This is a genomic window from Pseudomonadota bacterium (assembly GCA_018242545.1).
GTDB lineage: Bacteria > Pseudomonadota > Alphaproteobacteria > 16-39-46 > 16-39-46 > 16-39-46.
The window spans coordinates 1-19,843 of the sequence record JAFEBT010000015.1 but is presented as its reverse complement, the minus strand read 5'-3'; the positions used below and the strand labels follow the sequence as shown (position 1 = coordinate 19,843).

Below are 19,843 nucleotides of genomic sequence, written 5' to 3'. Positions count from 1 at the left end.
CATGTCTCTTTCAACACTTACAAAAGAAGAAGCTACCACGCTTCACAAAAAGCTAGATGCTGAAATTAAAGAGCACGATAGGCATTATTACATCGAAAATACGCCCATAATTTCAGATGCAGCCTATGATGCGCTCAGACGCAAACTTGAGAAGCTTGAGTCTCTTTATCCTAATTTAAAAACAGGCTCTTCGGCAACGCAAACACTTGGATCAGCGCCTCAAAAAGGCTTTGGAAAAGTTTCTCATACAAGTCCTATGCTTTCTTTAGCGAATGCCTTTAATGAAAAAGAGATCTCAGAATTTCTTGAGCGTGTTAACCGATTTTTAGGTCTTCCTTCTGACAATTTTCCTGAAATGATGGCTGAGGTAAAAATTGATGGCCTCTCTTCTGTTTTAAGGTATGAAAATGGACATTTCTTTTTAGGGGCAACACGTGGCGATGGTCAAACTGGTGAAAACGTGACAGAAAATATTCGCACCCTCTCAGAAATCCCCAAACAACTTCTTCCTTCCTTGGAAGGAAAATACCCTCCTCTTTTTGAAGTTAGAGGAGAAGTTTATATGGATCATTCTTCCTTTCAAATGCTTAATCAAGAACGTGAACAAAACGCAGAAGCGCCTTTTGCAAATCCTAGAAATGCAGCTGCAGGATCTTTGCGTCAATTGGATTCAACCATTACAGCCCAAAGGCATTTGCGTTTTTTTGCATATGCTTTTGAAGACTTAACGCCTCAATCTTCGTTTGTTTCTCCAAAATCTCAATCAGAAGTCTTGGATCTTCTTAGAAAATTAGAATTTCCTGTGAACCCTCTTTCTAAAATCATTCATAAAAAGGAAGATTTATGGCAATACTATGAAAATCTCAAAGATCATCGCTTTAAATTGCCATATGATATTGATGGCGTGGTTTTTAAAATAAATATGCAAGACCTTCAAAACCGTTTGGGGGATGTCGCACGATCTCCCCGATGGGCCATTGCTTATAAATTTCCAAGTCAACAAGCCAAAACATATCTTGAAGATATAGGTATACAAGTGGGCCGTACCGGTGTTCTGACCCCTGTGGCTCATCTAACGCCTATCACAATTGGAGGCGTTGTTGTTAGCAGAGCTTCTCTTCACAATGAGATGGACATCCACAGGAAAGATATTCGCAAAGGTGATACCGTCCTCATTGAAAGAGCGGGCGATGTGATACCTCAAGTTGTGCAAGCAATTCTTTCTGAAAGACCATCGACTTCTGAAATTTTCTTAATGCCAGATCTTTGTCCTGAATGTGGAAGCCGTGTTATTCAAGAAGAAGGATTTGCAGCATATCGATGTATGGGCGGCGTTTTTTGTCCTGCACAAGCAACCGAGAAATTAAAACACTTTGTCTCGCGCAATGCCTTCGATATCGAAGGGCTTGGGAGAAAACATATTGATCTTTTTTATAAAAAAGAATTGGTTAAAACACCAGCAGATATCTTTACACTTAAAGAAAGAAATTCTCAATTAGAATTTCCTCTTGAGACGTGGGAAGGATGGGGATCTCTTTCTGTTCAAAACCTTTTTGACGCCATCGATAAAAAACGGATTATTTCTCTTGAACGCTTCTTATATGCACTCGGAATCCCGCATGTGGGTGAAGCAACTGCAAAACTTTTGGCCTCTCACTATAAAACATTTCAAAATTTTCAAGAAGAAATGATGCACGCCGAACAAATACAAAGTGAGAGTTATCAAGAATTAACACATCTTGATGGCATCGGCGAAATTATGGCAAAAGCCTTGATTGAATTTATGAATGACCCTCATACATTAACTCTTATTGATGCTCTTATAGGGAAAAAAGAATATCATACACCTCTTATCACCGTCTTGGATTTCAAAGAAAATGCCCTTGAAACCAAGACCATATTCTTTAAAAAAACCATTGTGTTTACAGGTACGCTTACCCATATGACCCGGGCTGAAGCAAAAATGATTGCCGAGAAACTTGGCGCAAAAGTCATGAGTGCTGTTAGTCCCAAAACAGACTTTCTTGTAGAAGGCAAAGATGCTGGAAGCAAAGCCACTGTTGCACGTCAGTTAGGCGTCCACATTTTATCGGAAGAAGAGTGGTTATCTTTTTCCAAAAAATCGGCTTAATCTTTTGTAATATTCTCTATTCGGCACATACTTTCTTCTTTTCCAAGAATTTCCATCACTTCAAATAGCCCTGGTGAAACGAGAGATCCTGTTAAAGCAACGCGCAAAGGTTGCGCAATATCTTTTAATTTTAAGCCCTTCTTTTCAATAAAGGCTTGTACGTTTTCATGCAGAACATTTTCTGTCCATAAAATATCTAAATTCTCAAATTCTGTTTTAAGATCTTTTAAAAGTTCAAGGGCCTCTTTTGTCAAAACCGCTTGTGCTTTTTCATCTCTTGAAAAAGGAAGAGGAGCAATGTAAAAATAAGCAGCTTCTTGAAGCTCAAGGAGCGTTTTTGCACGCACTTTAAGCCCTTCCATTCCTTTTAGAATACGGTCCTTTTCAAAAGGAAGAAGATCTCTTTTAAGTTTTTTTTCAAGAAAAGGAAGAATTAAAGTTAACAACTTAACATTCTCTGTTTCTTTCAAATAATGTGCATTCACATTAAGAAGCTTTGCCATGTCAAAACGAGAAGGGGAACGTCCCACATGGTCAAGGTTAAACCATTCAATTGCTTGTTTTTCAGAGATAATTTCATCGTCGCCATGGCTCCATCCCAATCTCAAAAGATAATTACAAAGAGCCTCGGATAAGAAACCCATATCGCGATATGCTTCAACACCCAAAGCACCATGTCGCTTTGATAATTTGGCACCATCAGATCCATGAATCAGCGGAATATGTGCAAATTGAGGCTGCTTCCAGCCCATACCTTCATAAATTTGAATTTGACGAAATGTGTTAGTAAGATGATCATCTCCCCGAATAACATGTGTAATTCCCATATCATGGTCATCAACGACAACTGCAAGCATATAAGTTGGCGTTCCATCAGAACGAAGAAGAACCATATCATCTAAAGTCGCATTCGAGACAGTTATCTCCCCTTGAACGAGGTCTTTAAGATGGGTTTCACCTGTCTCAGGCGCTTTGAGACGTATAACCGGCTTAACATCTTGAGGCGCTTCACTTTGAGAACGATGACGCCATCTTCCATCATACCGTAAAGGACGTCCTTCAATTCCTGCAAGCTTCCGCATTTCATCCAGCTCTTCAGGTGTTGCATAACAATAATAAGCTTGACCCTTTTTTACCATTTCAAGAGCAACTTCCCGATGCCTTTTAGAACGTTCAAATTGAAAAATAGGGTCATGATCCCACTGAAGGCCTAACCATTTAAGCCCTGCAATAATCGCCTCAATCGCATCCGGCGTCGATCTAACACGATCCGTATCTTCAATTCTAAGGAGAAATTGACCTTTGAAATGGCGCGCAAACAAATAATTAAAAAGAGCCGTGCGAGCACTTCCAATATGTAAAAAACCTGTTGGAGAAGGAGCAAAACGCGTTACAACTGTCATTGAAAGAACACCTTTTTGAAAATCATATTAAGACCATTCAATAAAATTTTCTAAACCTACTTCTTTTTAAAAAAGAAGTCTACTTTGGAAAAAGGAGAAATGAATCTCTTTTTCTTTAATTTTTTTCTCTCATATATTTTTGTAGTTTTAAAAATGCATTCGCTTCAATTTGACGAACCCGTTCTTTAGAAATCTTCAAATGCTCTGAGATTGTCTCGAGTGTTTGAGGAGGATCATCAAGACGCCGCGCTTGCATGATATACGCTTCACGTTCTGATAAATGAGTAAGGGCTTCCGCCAGTAAACTTTTGCGTTTTTCAAATTCGTCTTCATGAATAAGGAGGTCTTCTACACTTGGAGCCTCATCTGCAAGCCAATCTTGCCATTCACCACTTCCTTCTTCGCTATTCTGAGTTACAGGATTATTTAAAGAAAGGTCGCCACTTTTAATTCTTTGCTCCATTTCGGTAATATCTTTGCTCGAAATATTAAGTTCTGACGCCATTTTTTTAACTTGATCATCTGTTAAATCTCCACATTCTCCTTCATGGGATTGAATTTCATTTTTAAGACGTTTCAAATTAAAAAAAAGACGTTTTTGAGCCGCTGTCGTTCCAATTTTAACCAAAGACCAAGATTTTAAAATATATTCTTGAATCATGGCTTTTATCCACCAAAGCGCGTAGGTAGACAATCTAAATCCCTTATCTGGGTCAAATTTTTTAACCGCATGCATAAGGCCAATATTGCCCTCAGCAATAAGATCTCCAAGTGGAAGCCCATACCCTTTATATCCCGCTGCAACTTTCGCAACGAGTCTCAAATGACTTGTTACCAAACGATGTGCTGCCTCTCGATCATTTTCGTCTATCCAGCGTTTCGCAAGAATATATTCATCGTGCGGCTCGAGCATCGGGAATTTTTTAATGTCCCTCAAATAAGCAATAAGAGACCCTTGGTCTGGAGAGAGAGACCCATGGAGCGCTGGAACTGCTTGTTCACCCATTGAAAATCCTTAACACTTTTTATTTATTGTATAATTTTAGTGTAAGTAAACTTTTGAAAGTCGTCTATAGGAAATCTTTCAAACTCAAGGAATTAAAAATTATACTTTTAAAATCATAGGATTGTTGCGACGAAGAAATTCAAGAACGTTAAATTTCTTTAAAGAAGCTCTTTGTTATTGATACTTAAAGTTTCTATCGCCCTCAATTAAATTACGATCTAAAACTCCTAGGAGCCAACAACTTTTATAAAAATGCGGTATATTTATTTTAAAAAACGCGACATTATATTAAGTTAAAAAAAATATGATTTAAGGATTTTTATGATGACATCTTTATACCGGCGTATACAAGCTCCTCTTATTAAAGAAAGCCTTTTACATCGTCGTGTCACGCTCTTAACAGGGGCGCGTCAAACTGGAAAAACAACTGAAGCAAAAGCTCTTGCTTCTCCTTCAACTGAATATAGGACTCTTGATAATCTAAGCCAGCTCAAAGCAGCTCAAGAAGATCCTCATGATTTTGTTCAACATACTTCTAAAATAATGATTATTGATAAAGTTCAAAGAGTTCCCGAACTTCTTCTTGCTATTAAGCTCCTTGTTGATGAAAACCGAGCTCCAGGACAATTTTTGTTAACGGGATCCACAAATCTTCAATCTCTCCCTTCTATTCAAGAATCTCTTGCCGGCAGAATCCAAAAAATAAGACTTCGAACCTTAATTGAATCAGAAATTCGTGGTACTGAAAATCATTTTCTAGAAAAAGCATTTAGTCAAAATCTAAAATCTTCCTTTGATTTATGCTCAAAAAGTAAAATTCTTGAATTATGCTTTAGGGGAGGCTTTCCAGAAGCCATTTTTCTTTCCGAAAAGCAAAGAATGCTATGGCATTTAGATTATATAGACGCTCTCTTAGAAAGAGATTTAAAGGATATAACAAAGATTCAACGACATCACACAATGAAAGAACTTGTAAAAATCCTCGCAGCTTGGTCTTCCAGATTCATGGATATATCTTCTATTGGTGCTCATCTGTCTCTTTCAAGACCGACTCTTGAAAGCTATATAAATGCACTTGAATCTCTTTATATTTTTGAAAGACTCCCTGCCTATATTTCTACTGATTATGACAGAATCGGAAAACATTCTAAGCTCTTTATAACCGATACAGGCCTCATGAGTTCTTTGCTCAAATGGAAAATGGAAAATGTCCGCCTTGATTCTGACAGATGTGGCAAAATAATTGAAACTTTCGTCTTTAATGAATTGAGTGCTATGATAGATGCTCATCCTGGCATTTACGTTCTTTCTCATTATAGAGATCGCGAACAAAGAGAAATAGATTTTATAATTGAAAAAGAAGACATGTCTCTTTTAGGAATTGAGGTAAAATCTAGTTCAACTGTTGGAAAAAATGACTTTAAATTTCTTCAATGGTTTAAAGAATCTATTGCGCAAAAGAAGCCTTTTGTAGGGATTGTACTTTATAGTGGAGATATTTCGCTCTCTTTTGGACCAAATCTTTGGGCTGTTCCTATAAGTGCTCTTTGGTCATAACAATAAAGGAATTAAATCCTCATTTCTTTTTCATTCTTTAGATCCTTGTAACATATCGTAACAAACTTTGATTTTCTTTCCGCATCCTATAGCGTTAATGATAAAGAAGAGCTTTAAATGTCTTTTATAGATTCTTTGCAAAAACTCTTAATCACGCCGAACCCATGATGCACCATAATGTTATAAACTTTAAAAGCCGGTCTTCTTCTCAAAAAACAATCGAAACACCTGTTTCTTGTTCTGGCATTGGCACGCATACAGGTCTTGTCTCCTCAATAACACTTCGTCCAGCGCCTGAAAATACAGGCATTGTTTTTATCCGTAAAGATCTTGAGGGGAATCCCTCCATCCCTGCTCTTTTAAAATATCTTGTTAATGGGCACTATTCAACAAAAATAGGCGTTTCTTTAGAAAAGTCCATTGGAACAATTGAGCATTTAATGGCCTCTCTTTCTGCTCTTCAAATTGACAATACCTTTATTGATGTTACGGGACCTGAGATTCCAATCATGGATGGCAGTGCAGCCCCCTTTATAACACTTATAAAGAATGCGGGAATCAAAGAACAAAAAGCTTCTCGCAAATTTATAGAAATTTTAAAAACTGTTGAAATTTCTGAAAACAAATCTTTTGCACGTCTTTCTCCCGCCTCTTGTTTTTCGATTGAGTTTGAAATGGCATTTAGAGGGGGTATTTTTCCAAAACAAAATTTCTTCTACATACATACCCCCGAAAACTTCTCTACCCATATTGCAAATGCCCGTACGTTCGGCTTCTTTGAAGATGCTTCTTTCATGTACGAAAAAGGCCTCGCGTTGGGAACTTCGCTTGAAAATTCTCTCATTTTTAAGGAAGGAGCCCTTTTAAATGAAGAGGGGCTCAGGTATGATGATGAATGCGTCCGTCATAAAGTTTTAGACGTTGTTGGAGACCTTGCTCTTGCAGGCTACCCGATTAAAGGACACTTTTATGGAAATTCATCTGGACATGCTTTAAATCACAAACTGTTAACAGCTCTTTTAAATGACTCTACAGCATGGTGCATTCGAGAAGAAACTGTTAAAAAACCCTCCTTATCAAAGAAATCTTATAGAAAAACATCCCCTATTCCTTCTTTTGCTTTTGGCCAATGAGAAACTCCTCTTCCCTTTAGCGCATCTTCCCTTTATAAAGAAAATATCTTTTGGTTAAAAAACACTCTTTTTTAGGGAAATGTTAAATCATGATGCATCATATTCAGATAGGTAGGGTATTTTTAATCTCTCAAAAGAAGAAACTTAAATATGGGTCTCTTTTAATAGGCTGCCTCTTTATTCTTTTTTTGACAGGTTGTTCCGATACAAAAAAAGATGATTATCAAGAACGCTCTGTCGAAGAATTGTATCATGAAGCTTACGGCTTTTTACACAAAGAAAATTATACAAAAGCGGCCACAACTTTTGAAGAAATTGAACGTCAGCACCCTTATTCTTCATGGGCACCTAAAAGTGAGATCTTGGCAGCTTATTCCTATTATCTTGCTCAAAAATACGATGAAGCCGCAAATCTATTAGAAACATTTATTCAAATCCATCCAAGCTATAAAGATATTGCCTACGTTTATTATCTTTTAGGCCTTTGTTATTATGAACAAATGTCAGGAATTGAGAGAGATCAACAAATGACTGAACTTGCATTTCAAACATTTGATGAGCTCATTAAACGCTTTCCAGACAGTCATTATGCAAAAGATGCTAAATTAAAATTAGACCTGATTCTTGATCATTTAGCAGGACGCGAAATGGAAATCGGCCGATTTTATGTATCTTCCCACGAACCTATTGCCGCTTTAAATCGTTTCAAGCGTGTTGTCGAAAAGTTTCAAACAACCACGCACGTTCCGGAGGCTCTTTACCGCATGATTGAAACTTATTTAATTTTAGGCATCAAGGAAGAAGCCAAGCATGTTGCAGCTGTTCTAGGTCATAATTATCCCGAAAGTATTTGGTATAAAGATTCTTATGATCTTTTGACATTTACACCCCCTCCTTCTGAAAGTTCATAATAAATTTTTCTAACCTTAAAGAAAAACCCCTTACAATCTTTTCTTATAATAAAGATATGTGTTAAGCTCTTCACATGTTAAAAAGCCTCTCAATTCATAATTTTATCTTAATTGAGTCCCTTTATTTGGACTTTGAAAAAGGCTTTACTGTTTTTACAGGAGAAACAGGTGCCGGAAAATCTATTCTCTTAGATGCACTTTCTTTTGCTCTTGGAGGAAAAGCAGAAGCTTCTTACATTGGCCCTCATAAAGAGAAAACTCAAGTTATTGCTGAGTTTATCTTGTCTTCCACCCATCCTGTTCTTACGATTCTTGAAGAACAAGAACTTCTATCTCAAGAAGACCTTTCAACTCTTATCTTTAGGCGTTCTCTTGAACGCGATGGAAAAAGCCGAATTTTCTTAAATGATATTCCTGTTAAAAGTACATTTTTAAAAACACTTTCTCCTTTTCTTCTTGAAATCCATGGACAGTTTGACCGACTCTTAGATGCCCAAGAACATCGAAATTTTTTAGATATTTTTGGGAATTTACATCCTCTGTCTAAAAAAACAGAAGAAGCTTTTAAGAATTGGAAAGAAAGCGAATCTCTCCTAAAAAATCTTATTTCTTCGGAAAAATTAGCCCAAGAAACGTATGACGTTTGGGGACATCATTTGGAAGAACTTAAGAAGTTTGAGCCCCAACCCAATGAAGAAGAAACCTTGCTTTTAGAACGCGAAAAAATTTTAAGCCAAAGCAAATTTCAAAAAGTCCTTGAAGAAGCGCTCTACATGTTTGAAGTCGCTCCTTCACTTGAATCTCAATTTCTAAGTCATCACAAAAATCTTTCCCGTTATGAAGAACGCTATCCTGAGCTTCTTCCCATTTTGGAAGGATTTGACCGTATCTTGATCGACCTACGGGAAAACCATGTGCTTCTCGAGAAAATCCAACGTACATGCATAAGCGATCCAAATCGCTTAGAAATTATTGAAGATCGGCTTTCAGAACTCCGAACGCTTGCTCGAAAACATCATGTTTCTCCCTCTGAATTGCCTAACATCCTTGCTTCTCTCCTTCAAAAATTTTCTGCTTACGAAACGCAGTCTTTTGAAATTAAAACACTTGAAGAGAAAGTTCTTAAAAAAAGAACTTTGTTTGAAGAATGTGTCCACGCACTTTCTCAAGAACGTCTCAAAGTTGCACAAGAACTTGAAATGCTTGTTCAAAAAGAGCTTCCACTTTTAAAGCTTGAACGTACTCTTTTTAAAGTTGTCTTTAAAAAACTTCCTCCCGAATCATGGACAGCTCAAGGAGGTGAGACCATTGAATTTGAGATTTCTCCAAATGGCGCCCGTTTTGGATCTTTAAAAGCCATTGCTTCTGGAGGAGAACTTGCACGCATCCTGTTAGCCCTCAAAGTTGTTCTTGCTCAAAGTCATGATATTTCCGTTATTATTTTTGATGAGATTGATAGCGGCGTAAGTGGTGCCGTTTCTTCAAGTATTGGGAATTGTCTCCATCGGCTTTCAAAACATGTTCAGGTCATGGCTATTACACATGCTCCTCAAGTCGCAAGCGCAGCAGATCACCATTTTCTCATTGAAAAAACCTTTAAAAACGATCTGCCTATCACACATGCTTTCTTATTGAATGAAACCTCAAGAGGCCTTGAAATTGCCCGCATGCTCTCGGGAGAAATTGTTACAGAAGAAGCGCATGCCGCGGCACATCGGCTTTTAAAAGGATAGACTGCCTTAAAAAGCCTAAGAGGCCGGTAGCTGTTTTTCAATAAAGTCACGAACCTCTGCAGGAAGTTCTGGAACTTGAAGCATCAATTTTAAAACATCAGGGTCTACCTGTTCTTCGGGAGTTCCCTTATCATAAAAAGTTTGAGCAATATCTACTCTCTCCTTCAGGGAAAGAGTTTTTTCTTTTAAAACAATCATTAAAAGACGCCGTGCTTCTGTTGTTTCCTCTAAATTATCTGCGTTTTCAAAAAGAAGGATTGCAGCCTCTGTGCGATATTCTTGAGGAATTCTATCATTTGTTATGATTGAGTGAAGAGCAGAAAATCCTTGAGTTTTCTGCTCTGCTGTTGCTTCTTCATCTTCAATAAAGCATCGAGCAGCTTCAAGCCTTCCTTCTACTTCACTGAGCGGTAAATGGGTAAAAATTGATTCTAGAAGTTGAAGATACCGTTCTTTTTGTATGTCATCAGAAAAGATATCAAGAAGAACACTTAATCCGCCTATACGCTCTTTAGAGGAAATTCCTTCATTGTCAACAAAAAGAGTGAGAAAGGACTTTACTTCTTCTTTTTGAATATCGGTCCCATGGTGTGCAAGAAAAATGCCTGCACACAGCTTCTTGATAGAGGGTAAGTCCACCCTATTAAAATACTTCCATAAAGAATCTAAGGATTCATTTTTTTCTTTAGGCGTTTGAGATTTTATTAAACATTCAAACTCCCGAGCACTTTTCTTAAAGAAAATTAAAGACTTATCAGCATTTTCAAGAACATTAAGAACAGGATCCGCCTCTTGACGGGTCGCCGCTGACAATCTCGCTCTTGAAGCCTCTTCCAGATGTTCCTCCATTCCAAAAGAATAAGAAGGGATAAAAATCATGCCTGTGAGGAGTGAAACCATGATTGATTTTGAAATAAGGGCCTCTTTTTCTAAAAAATTCATTCTTAAAATCCTTATATTAAACTTTCTTTTTTTAAAATGAGTGCTAAGCACTCTCTTCTATACTAAATTAATATTTAATTGGGAAGCGATATTATTCATCAAAAAAAATAATATAAAAAAATTCTCTTACGGATGAGAGACATCTTCTTCCTTTATTCCAGCCTTAAGAGCTACATGCACATTCTGCGTAATGGAGTAGATATCGGGAGCAGGTTCCCTTATAATTACAGCAAAATTGCCATTTTTTGACCTTTTTGCATAAATATTCGCATTTGTCCTTTTACCATCGACAGTTGTATTCGCTGCAAAGGCGTATCCTATATTGTTGTTAGAAGCTTGCCGTAGAACATCATTTATATATTCAGATCCCTGAGCATCGCTTATATGCATGATATTAAAAGTACGATGATCTTGAAGGTGCCCTGAAGCCGCTAATAAAGTTCCATTCGAAGTACAGATTGTTATTCCTTTATTGGAACGCTTATAGTTGCCTTTTGAAACTCTTTCAATCGCCCTTCTAGGATCTTTGTCTAAATCTTGGGAAACTTGTTGTAAAAGAGCAAGCGAGTCAGTTTGCCTTCTCATGAGAGCTTCATAACTTTGTTGCGTTATAGCTGCTTTTAAAGAGAAGGGCATTAAACTTAAAAAATGGTATATAAAACATATTTTTTATTCATTATACATCCCTTATTTTGAGACTATGTGATCTTTTAACCATTTTAACTGTATGAGGCTTCCTCCATAAAATCAAGAGTTACAAAATTAATTGCTTTTTTAGAGTTTTTGTATACTATCCTTTTTAAACTGCACCTTTTAAAAATATTTATAGGTTTCCTTTGGACACCATTTTTCCTTTTTCCACATACAAAAAAGCTGTTCTTATCCTTGAGACAGGAGACTATTTTCCTGGTCTCATCCAAACTGATGATATCGAAACTTCAGGAATTTTGTGTTTCAACACAGCAATGACAGGATACCAAGAAGCGATTTCAGATCCTTCTTATAGCGGACAACTTTTAGTGTTTTCATTTCCGCATATCGGGAATGTCGGCACAAATCCAGAAGATATGGAATCTTCTTTTCCCTTTCTTCAGGGAATTATTATGGGGGACCTCATCACTGAAGCCTCAAATTACCGAAGTACATCAAATTTTTTATCTTGGCTTAAAAAAAACAACATCCCTTGTCTTGAAGGCGTTGACACACGCACACTTGTGCAGGTTATTCGGGATTATAAAAAGCCTTTAAAAGGAATCATATATTCCTATACAGGGGATTTAACAGCAGAGAAAATTCTTAAACTTCAAGAGAAAGAGATTCATAAAGATACAACTCTTGAACAAAGTTTTCTGCATCAAGTTTCGACACGTCAAGTTTATCCTTGGATAAAAGAACTTCCTAAATTAAGTGAGGATCTTTACGCGTTAAAAACATCTTCCTCTCTTCCTTTAAAAATAGTTGTCGTTGATTTTGGTGTCAAATATAGCACTCTCAAATCTTTAACTTCTTTTGGAGCTGAGGTCATTGTTGTTCCTTTTTCTTCTTCCTATGAAAAGATTATAGCGCATCATCCACATGGGATTGTTTTCTCGAATGGACCAGGAGACCCTCGTTTTGTAGACCCGTCAATCTTTAAAATGATGGAAAAGCTTCTTCAAGAAAACCTACCTTTACTTGGAATTTGCTTAGGACATCAACTCTTATCCCTTATTCATAATGCTGAAATTATAAAACTTAACTGTGGTCATCATGGCATCAATCATCCCGTTCAAGATCTTCATTCTAAAAATATTCTGATTACGTCTCAAAATCATGAATACGCTGTCAAAGAATCTTCTCTTCCTAAATGTCTAACGCCCACCTATCGATCCCTTTTTGATGGGTCTTTAGAAGGATACAGAGTCAAAGAAAAGCTCATTTTTTCTATTCAATTTCATCCGGAAGCTGGTCCTGGTCCCCAGGACGCAACTTTTATTCTATCCGATTTTTTAAAAATTGTTCATCACCATGCCCAAAAGAACTGATTTAAAAACAATTTGTATTATTGGGTCAGGCCCTATTGTTATTGGACAGGCCTGTGAATTTGACTATGCAGGTGTTCAAGCCTGCAAAGCTTTAAAGGAGGAAGGATACAAGGTTGTTCTTATAAATTCAAATCCAGCAACCATTATGACAGATCCTCAACTTGCAGATGCAACATATATAGAACCTCTCACACCTGATTGTCTTGAGAAAATTCTTATTCAAGAAAATGTCGATGCAATTTTACCCACCATGGGAGGACAAACTTCGCTTAATTTAGCTGTCGAGCTTGCTGAGAAAGGTGTTCTTGATCATCTTAAGATTGAATTGATTGGAGCTGATCTAAAAGCCATTAAAAAAGCTGAAAACAGACGTCTTTTTCATCAAAGCATGCATCACATTGGTCTTGATTGTTTAAAGGGGTATGAAGTTACCACTTGGGAAAACGCAAAAAAAATTTTAGAATCTTTAGAATTTCCTTTGATTATTCGGCCTTCTTTTACATTGGGAGGGATAGGAGGAGGAATTGCACATGATTTAAAAGAATTTGAAACCATTGTCAAAAATGGACTTGAATGTTCCCCCATTCATCAAGTTTTAATCGAAGAGTCGATTATTGGGTGGAAAGAATTTGAACTTGAAGTTATGAGGGACAATAAAGATCAATGCGTTATTGTTTGTTCTATTGAAAACATTGAACCAATGGGCGTCCATACAGGAGATAGCATAACGGTTGCCCCTGCACTCACACTCACCGATAAAGAATATCAACGTATGCGGCGTGCTGCTTTTGCAATTTTAAGAGAAATTGGAGTTGCAACGGGCGGTGCAAACGTTCAATTTGCCGTTCATCCCAAAACGGGACGCATGGTCGTTATTGAAATGAATCCGCGCGTTTCAAGATCATCCGCATTAGCCTCAAAAGCAACTGGTTTTCCAATTGCAAAAATTGCTGCTAAGCTCGCTATAGGATATGCCTTGGATGAAATAACAAACGACATCACAAAAACAACCTGTGCGGCCTTTGAGCCTTCCCTTGATTATATCGTCACGAAAATCCCGCGTTTTGACTTCGAAAAATTTGAAGGCGCTTCTCACTCTTTAAGTACTTACATGCAGTCTGTAGGCGAAGCCATGGCCATTGGAAGAACTTTTGCTGAAAGTCTTCAAAAAGCAATTTGCTCTCTGGAAGAAGGCTTTTATGGTCTTTTAACCACAAAAATTAAATATGATTCTATTGAAGATTTAAAAGAAAAAATTTCGGCTGCCACGCCTCATCGTCTTTTTTATATTGCTGCAGGACTTCGAGAAGGAATAGCGTTAAAAGAAATAGAGAAATTATGCCATTGGGATAAATGGTTCTTAGATCAAATTGCTTCTCTTGTGCATTTAGAAACAGCGATACAATCTGCAGAATTTTTTCAAAACCCTGACTTGTTTCGTTATTTTAAATCTCTTGGGTTTTCAGATGCAATGCTTGCACATTTAACCTCTTACTCAGAAGCTGAAATTCGAAATCAACGTTATAAGTTTTCTATCTTTCCTACTTTCAGGAGGGTAGATACGTGCGCAGGTGAATTCTCCTCACAGACAGCTTATATGTATGGGACCACGCTTCCATTTCCATCTTCTATTAAACTTAATGAATCTTTACCTTCCTTACGAAAAAAAGCCATTATCATTGGAAGCGGCCCCAACCGAATTGGACAAGGCATCGAATTTGATTATTGTTGCGTCCATGCTGCCCAAGCACTTCAAGAAATGAATATTGAAACCATTATGATTAATTGTAATCCAGAAACGGTTTCAACCGATCATACAATTTCTGATCGGCTTTATTTTGCTCCTTTAACAGAAGAAAATATCCTTGATATTATTCGCAACGAACAAAATGAAGGGATTCTTTTAGGCGTATTTGCCCAATTTAGCGGACAAACAGGTCTTAAGCTTTCAGAAACTCTTATTGAGGATATTAACCTCTTAGGTCTTTCAAAAGAAGCTATTGAACAGACTGAAGATCGTGAGCAGTTTCAAAAACTTCTTCATCACCTCCATCTTAATCAACCCTTTAATAAAATTGCAGCAACGCCTGAAGATCTTTTAAAATGTATCCAAGAAATTGGATATCCTGTTATCGTGAGGCCCTCCTATGTTATTGGAGGTAAAGGAATGCGCGTCATCCGATCCGGCGATGATTTAAAGACGTATCTCAAGACAGTTAATTTAAAAGAACTCACGCCACTTCTTGTTGAAAAATACCTTAGTCAAGGACGTGAAGTTGATATTGACCTTCTTTTTGATGGAAAAGAAGTATGGGTTGCTGGGATTATGGAACATCTTGAACCTGCAGGTATTCATTCAGGTGATTCAGCCTGTATTTTTCCGTCCTACAGTCTTTCTCCTGTCCTTATGGAAGAGCTTAAGAAAGAAGCATCTCTCATTGCACATTCTTTAAAATTTAAAGGTCTTTTGAACATCCAATGTGTGATTCAAAAGGATAAAATTTACATTATTGAAGTGAACCCTCGAGCCAGTAGAACCATTCCCTTTCTTGCAAAAGCACTTGGGGTTCCTCTCGTTAAAGTTGCGACTCAACTTTGCCTTGGAAAAATGCTTTCCGATTTTGATCTTCCAAGCGCACTCCCAAATGATTTTTCTATAAAATATCCCATTTTTTCTTTTGATCGATTCTTAAAAATTAATACAAAATTAGGACCTATTATGAAATCAACGGGCGAAGTAATGGGAAGAGCCTCAACCCCTCAAGACGCTCTCGCCCAAGCCCTTTATCCACAAATTTATTCAAAAAAATCTCGACAAAAACTTGCTCTTTTTTCAGCAATCCCCTTAAAAGAATCTTTAATTCTTATCCTTTCTAATTTAAAAAAGGATGGGTTTGACCTTTATACGAACGCAGAAACAATCAAACTTACGCCTTCTTTGAAAAATATATGTCTCGAAAAAGAAACATATAAAATTTTACCTCTCATTGAGAATCAAAAACTTGACGCCGTCTTTGCACTTGAGTACGATCAGGCACCCTTAGAAAAAAGCTTGTATGAGGCGGCGCACACTGGAAAAACGCCCCTTTATACAACAGAACTTCATATCCCTGCAGTTGCTCAATGTTTCAAAAATCTTCTTGATGGAAATATTTTTCTCTTAAAAAAACTACAAGCAGAACATTCAAGGTAAAAACAAAATGAAAATTCCTTCTAATCTTCCGAGTGATCGCACTTTTGGGCTCTTTTTTGCAGGCCTTTTCCTGTGCCTTTTTTCTTGGAGTGCGGTTTTGCATCATCATTTTTCTTGGCCTATTTTAGGGACCTCCCTTTTCCTTTCTTTAATCAGTTGTTTATTTCCCAAAATATTGCGACCTTTCAACATGGGATGGTATTTCTTTGGAAAACTTCTCCATAAAATAACCAATCCTCTTATTATGGGATTCATTTTTTTTGGCATCCTTACACCTATTGGCATTTTAAGGCGTTTGACAAAATCAGAATCTTTTCCAAAATATTTTGATGCTTCGCTTCCAAGTTATTGGATTAAACGCCTTCCACCAGGACCCGATTCTAAACAGTTAAAAGATCAATATTAGGAGAAAAAAATGAATTTTCTAACGGAACTTTTTTCATATTTTTTTAAACGCAAAAAATGGAAGCTTCTTCCTATTATCATTGTATTACTTATTTTTGGTATTTTAATCATCTTATCAGAATATTCTCTAATTTCACCCTTCGTTTATACCTTATTTTAGGAGAACACAAAGTCATGCGTGTGTTAGGGATTTCAGGATTTTATCACGATAGCGCAGCAGTTCTTGTTGAAAATGAAGAAATTATTGCTGCTGCACAAGAAGAGCGTTTTACACGCATAAAACATGATGCCTCTTTTCCTCATAATGCAGTTGAATTTTGTCTTCAAGCCGCAAAGATAGAATTAAGCGCTGTTGATTATGTTGTTTTTTATGATAAACCTTTTATTAAATTTGAACGCCTTTTTGAAACATATATGGACTATGCGCCACGCGGATTTTCTTCTTTTAGACAAGCCATGCCCCTTTGGATTAAAGATAAGCTTTTTCAAAAAAATAACCTTTTGAAACATCTCAAAAAATTTGATCCTAAATTTAGCGCGTCACGTCTTCTTTTTACAGAACATCATTTGGCCCATGCTGCGAGTGCTTTTTACCCCTCTCCTTTTGAAGAGGCTCTTATTCTCACCATGGATGGTGTTGGTGAATGGACTACAACAAGTGCAGCTATAGGTTCTCATAATGAGATAAAAATTTTTAAAGAAATTCATTTCCCCCACTCCCTTGGTCTCCTTTATTCCGCCTTTACATATTATACAGGCTTCAAGGTCAACTCTGGAGAATATAAACTTATGGGGCTCGCTCCTTATGGGAATCCTAAATATGAAACGCATATCCTTGAGAATCTCATTGATCTTAAAGAGGATGGCAGCTTCCGTTTAAATATGGATTACTTTGATTTTTGTACAGAACTTCGTATGACAAATGATCAAAAATTTGAAGCTTTATTTGGTGAGCCACGCCGCACACCAGAAACACCCCTTAGGCAATTTGATATGGATTTAGCAGCTTCTATTCAAAAAGTTCTTGAAACAGCTGTGATCAGGCTTGCAACAAATCTTCAAAAAGAAACTGGTCAGCAAAATCTTTGCCTTGCAGGAGGTGTTGCTCTTAATTGCGTTGCAAACGGAAAGCTTCTTAAAGAAAACATCTTTAAAAATATTTACATTCAACCTGCGGCAGGAGATGCTGGAGGAGCTTTGGGTGCTGCTTTCTATGGATATTATCAAATCAAAAACAATAAACGGCATGCACATATCGATAAAATGGAAGGAAGCTACCTGGGTCCTCAATTTGACACTGAAAACATTATTTCTTCTCTCACCTCTTTAGGTGCACATTTTGAAGTGCTGACAGATCATGAACTATATGAAACGGTAACCGAAGATTTAATTAAAGAAAATGTTATTGGATGGTTCCAAGGAAAAACAGAATTTGGACCGCGTGCCCTTGGCAATAGATCCATCATTGCAGATGCCCGTTCTTCTAAGATGCAAGAAAAATTGAATCTCAAAATTAAATTTAGAGAATCTTTCCGACCCTTTGCACCAGCTATCTTAGCCGAAGATGTAAGTTCTTATTTTGATCTTCATTCTTCTTCTCCTTATATGCTTATTGTATCGGACGTTTTAAAGAAACATCAAACAAAGTTGCCTGAAAATTATGAATCTCTCTTTGGTATTGAGAAATTAAATATCCCCCGTTCTTCCATTCCAGCCATTACCCATGTTGATTTCTCAGCTCGCATTCAAACAGTTCATAAACACACAAATTTGAGATTTTATGAACTTCTTTCAAAATTTAAAGAAAAAACAGGATGCAGTATTCTCGTTAATACAAGCTTCAATATAAGAGGAGAACCTATCGTTCTAACACCTAACGATGCCTTTCGGTGTTTCATGGGAACGGATATGGATATTCTTGTCATAGGAAATTGTTATCTTCAAAAAGAGAAACAAAATCCTCTTTTGAAAGAAGATTATAAATCGCAATTCCATTTAGATTAAGGAGAAAAATCAATGAGAAAAATTTTAAAGTGGATCCTTATATTCATTCTCCCTTTTCTTCTTTTTGACTTTTATAAAGGAATTTGTCGATACTATGCTAATTCTTCAAAAAACACACCCGCCCCTTTAAATGCTATTGTCTATCAGTTTAAAAATCACTATTGGCATTTTCCACCCGATACTTTTACAAACATTATAAATGAAGAAAAACATATCTTTCTTGTCCATTCAGATAAATATGGATTTCGAAATAATCTTATTGTGGAGTCTCCAACTCTTCTTCTTTTAGGAGATAGTTTTACATGTGCTGTCAACACACAAGATAAAGATACATATGCTCAAATTCTTACAAACGAAGGCTTGAGTGTTTATAATGCAGGTATGGATGGAACAGGAACCTGCCATCAAGCTTATATTTTAAAAGATATTCTTGATCATATTCATCCCCAAATTGTTGTTTTAAATTTTTATCTTGGAAATGATTTCCATGACAATTTCTTTGGACCTCAACTTCAAACTTTAAAAGAAAGTTTAGACAGCCCTCTAAAAAAAGAAAATCTTTCTTCGCCCACAAAAAATATTTCAGATGGAAAATTTAAGTTTTTTATTATTGAGCATCTAAGATCCATTAAAGATTTTATCATGTCTTATTCACCTAGTTTTAAGCTTATTTATGACCGTATAAGACCCTATTTTCATGAGAAAACTGAAATGCTGTATTATGATCGCTCAGAGCTTAAAATGTTTGCATACCAAGAAGACAAGCCTGATCCTGATATTCAAAAATCTCTTGAAAATACGGAAGAAGCTCTTCATATTATTCAAAAAATTATTGATGCTTATAATAAAAAAAATAATGCCCATGTTAAATTAGTTGTAGTGGGAATTCCTTCTAAAGCTCAAGTTATAAAAAGTCTGCGTGAAGTAAGTAACTTTTCAACGGATGAAGGCGCGGAAAATTATGCAAAATCGCTTCTCCCTGAGATTAATTTTGATACCCCTAATCGCCTTCTTGCAGACATATGTGCAAAAAATAATATTCCTTATTTTTCTCTACTCCCTCTTTTCCGAGAAAATGCGGGACAGGAACTTTATTACCATTTTGATTTACATTGGAATTGGCGCGGTGAAAAAATTGCAGCCCAAGCTGTCTCCAAATGGCTAATTGAGCTTGGACTTGTTAGGAATCGCCCTTCTTAAATCAACGAGAAGGAGAGAGAAAGACGTGAGTAGGATTTCAATAAGCCTAGGGAATAGGGTTTTTTACATTTTTAAGGCTCTTAAGGCTTTGAAGAGCTTCTTGTATTTCTGCTTCAACTATTTCAATAGGGATATTTTTATAAGCTTTAGGTTGTGTGGACAAAAATTTTTAAGCTATTGAAATAAAATGGAAAGTGGTAG

14 protein-coding genes are annotated in these 19,843 nt (G+C 36.7%); 10 read left to right on the top strand and 4 right to left on the bottom strand.

Annotated elements, in window-relative coordinates; all coding sequences use genetic code 11:
• The first annotated feature begins 1 nt into the window (after window position 1).
• Entirely contained in the window at window positions 2–2,131 is a 2,130-nt protein-coding gene (ligA, locus tag JSS34_03345; GenBank protein ID MBS0185373.1) for an NAD-dependent DNA ligase LigA, read from the top strand.
• Here the strand turns inward: ligA and JSS34_03340 are convergent.
• A complete protein-coding gene (locus JSS34_03340) occupies window positions 2,128–3,534 on the bottom strand; it encodes a glutamate--tRNA ligase (protein ID MBS0185372.1) in 1,407 nt (468 codons plus the stop codon). The genes ligA and JSS34_03340 overlap by 4 nt on opposite strands.
• Window positions 3,535–3,649: 115 nt before the next feature.
• Window positions 3,650–4,540: an RNA polymerase sigma factor RpoH gene (gene rpoH / locus JSS34_03335; GenBank protein MBS0185371.1), complete on the bottom strand. Its 891-nt coding sequence runs from the start codon at window positions 4,538–4,540 to the stop codon at window positions 3,650–3,652.
• A 321-nt stretch (window positions 4,541–4,861) separates the two neighbouring features.
• On the opposite strand from rpoH, the gene JSS34_03330 reads away from it, so the two are divergent.
• The 4 genes from JSS34_03330 to recN all read left to right on the top strand — a co-directional run bounded on the left by JSS34_03330 (window position 4,862) and on the right by recN (window position 9,874).
• On the top strand, window positions 4,862–6,097 hold the full coding sequence (locus JSS34_03330) for an ATP-binding protein (protein MBS0185370.1): 1,236 nt from the start codon (window positions 4,862–4,864) through the stop codon (window positions 6,095–6,097).
• A 164-nt stretch (window positions 6,098–6,261) separates the two neighbouring features.
• Window positions 6,262–7,230: a UDP-3-O-[3-hydroxymyristoyl] N-acetylglucosamine deacetylase gene (lpxC, locus tag JSS34_03325; GenBank protein ID MBS0185369.1), complete on the top strand. Its 969-nt coding sequence runs from the start codon at window positions 6,262–6,264 to the stop codon at window positions 7,228–7,230.
• Between the two features lie 89 nt (window positions 7,231–7,319).
• Window positions 7,320–8,141, top strand: a complete 822-nt coding sequence (locus tag JSS34_03320; GenBank protein MBS0185368.1) for an outer membrane protein assembly factor BamD — start codon at window positions 7,320–7,322, stop codon at window positions 8,139–8,141.
• A 74-nt stretch (window positions 8,142–8,215) separates the two neighbouring features.
• Window positions 8,216–9,874: a DNA repair protein RecN gene (gene recN, locus JSS34_03315; protein MBS0185367.1), complete on the top strand. Its 1,659-nt coding sequence runs from the start codon at window positions 8,216–8,218 to the stop codon at window positions 9,872–9,874.
• Between the two features lie 15 nt (window positions 9,875–9,889).
• Here recN and JSS34_03310 read toward each other — a convergent pair whose 3' ends face one another.
• Together JSS34_03310 and JSS34_03305 are read right to left on the bottom strand one after the other, a co-directional pair.
• Window positions 9,890–10,816, bottom strand: coding sequence for a hypothetical protein (locus tag JSS34_03310; protein MBS0185366.1), 927 nt, complete (start codon window positions 10,814–10,816; stop codon window positions 9,890–9,892).
• A gap of 126 nt (window positions 10,817–10,942) precedes the next feature.
• A complete protein-coding gene (locus tag JSS34_03305) occupies window positions 10,943–11,452 on the bottom strand; it encodes a hypothetical protein (protein ID MBS0185365.1) in 510 nt (169 codons plus the stop codon).
• Window positions 11,453–11,652: 200 nt separating this feature from the next.
• Here JSS34_03305 and carA point away from each other — a divergent pair, with 200 nt between their 5' ends.
• The 5 genes from carA to JSS34_03280 all read left to right on the top strand — a co-directional run bounded on the left by carA (window position 11,653) and on the right by JSS34_03280 (window position 19,642).
• The gene (gene carA / locus JSS34_03300; GenBank protein MBS0185364.1) at window positions 11,653–12,840 is read left to right on the top strand and encodes a glutamine-hydrolyzing carbamoyl-phosphate synthase small subunit; all 1,188 of its coding nucleotides are present in this window, start codon (window positions 11,653–11,655) and stop codon (window positions 12,838–12,840) included.
• On the top strand, window positions 12,824–16,033 hold the full coding sequence (carB, locus tag JSS34_03295) for a carbamoyl-phosphate synthase large subunit (protein MBS0185363.1): 3,210 nt from the start codon (window positions 12,824–12,826) through the stop codon (window positions 16,031–16,033). The genes carA and carB overlap by 17 nt, the downstream gene beginning before the upstream one ends.
• Before the next feature lie 7 nt (window positions 16,034–16,040).
• Window positions 16,041–16,439 carry a hypothetical protein gene (locus tag JSS34_03290; GenBank protein MBS0185362.1) on the top strand — a complete coding sequence of 133 codons (399 nt, stop codon included), beginning with the start codon at window positions 16,041–16,043 and terminating at the stop codon, window positions 16,437–16,439.
• Between the two features lie 173 nt (window positions 16,440–16,612).
• A complete protein-coding gene (locus tag JSS34_03285) occupies window positions 16,613–18,442 on the top strand; it encodes a carbamoyltransferase (protein ID MBS0185361.1) in 1,830 nt (609 codons plus the stop codon).
• A gap of 12 nt (window positions 18,443–18,454) precedes the next feature.
• Window positions 18,455–19,642, top strand: coding sequence for an SGNH/GDSL hydrolase family protein (locus tag JSS34_03280; protein MBS0185360.1), 1,188 nt, complete (start codon window positions 18,455–18,457; stop codon window positions 19,640–19,642).
• Window positions 19,643–19,843: the final 201 nt, after the last annotated feature.

Bases quoted from the DNA above. Each gene is read 5' to 3' on its own strand.
- lpxC (MBS0185369.1), top strand. From the start codon at position 6,262: ATGATGCACCATAATGTTATAAACTTTAAAAGCCGGTCTTCTTCTCAA.
- JSS34_03280 (MBS0185360.1), top strand. From the start codon at position 18,455: ATGAGAAAAATTTTAAAGTGGATCCTTATATTCATTCTCCCTTTTCTT.
- recN (MBS0185367.1), top strand. From the start codon at position 8,216: ATGTTAAAAAGCCTCTCAATTCATAATTTTATCTTAATTGAGTCCCTT.
- JSS34_03320 (MBS0185368.1), top strand. From the start codon at position 7,320: ATGATGCATCATATTCAGATAGGTAGGGTATTTTTAATCTCTCAAAAG.
- ligA (MBS0185373.1), top strand. From the start codon at position 2: ATGTCTCTTTCAACACTTACAAAAGAAGAAGCTACCACGCTTCACAAA.
- rpoH (MBS0185371.1), bottom strand. From the start codon at position 4,540: ATGGGTGAACAAGCAGTTCCAGCGCTCCATGGGTCTCTCTCTCCAGAC.
- JSS34_03340 (MBS0185372.1), bottom strand. From the start codon at position 3,534: ATGACAGTTGTAACGCGTTTTGCTCCTTCTCCAACAGGTTTTTTACAT.
- JSS34_03305 (MBS0185365.1), bottom strand. From the start codon at position 11,452: ATGCCCTTCTCTTTAAAAGCAGCTATAACGCAACAAAGTTATGAAGCT.
- carB (MBS0185363.1), top strand. From the start codon at position 12,824: ATGCCCAAAAGAACTGATTTAAAAACAATTTGTATTATTGGGTCAGGC.
- JSS34_03285 (MBS0185361.1), top strand. From the start codon at position 16,613: ATGCGTGTGTTAGGGATTTCAGGATTTTATCACGATAGCGCAGCAGTT.
- JSS34_03310 (MBS0185366.1), bottom strand. From the start codon at position 10,816: ATGAATTTTTTAGAAAAAGAGGCCCTTATTTCAAAATCAATCATGGTT.
- JSS34_03330 (MBS0185370.1), top strand. From the start codon at position 4,862: ATGATGACATCTTTATACCGGCGTATACAAGCTCCTCTTATTAAAGAA.
- JSS34_03290 (MBS0185362.1), top strand. From the start codon at position 16,041: ATGAAAATTCCTTCTAATCTTCCGAGTGATCGCACTTTTGGGCTCTTT.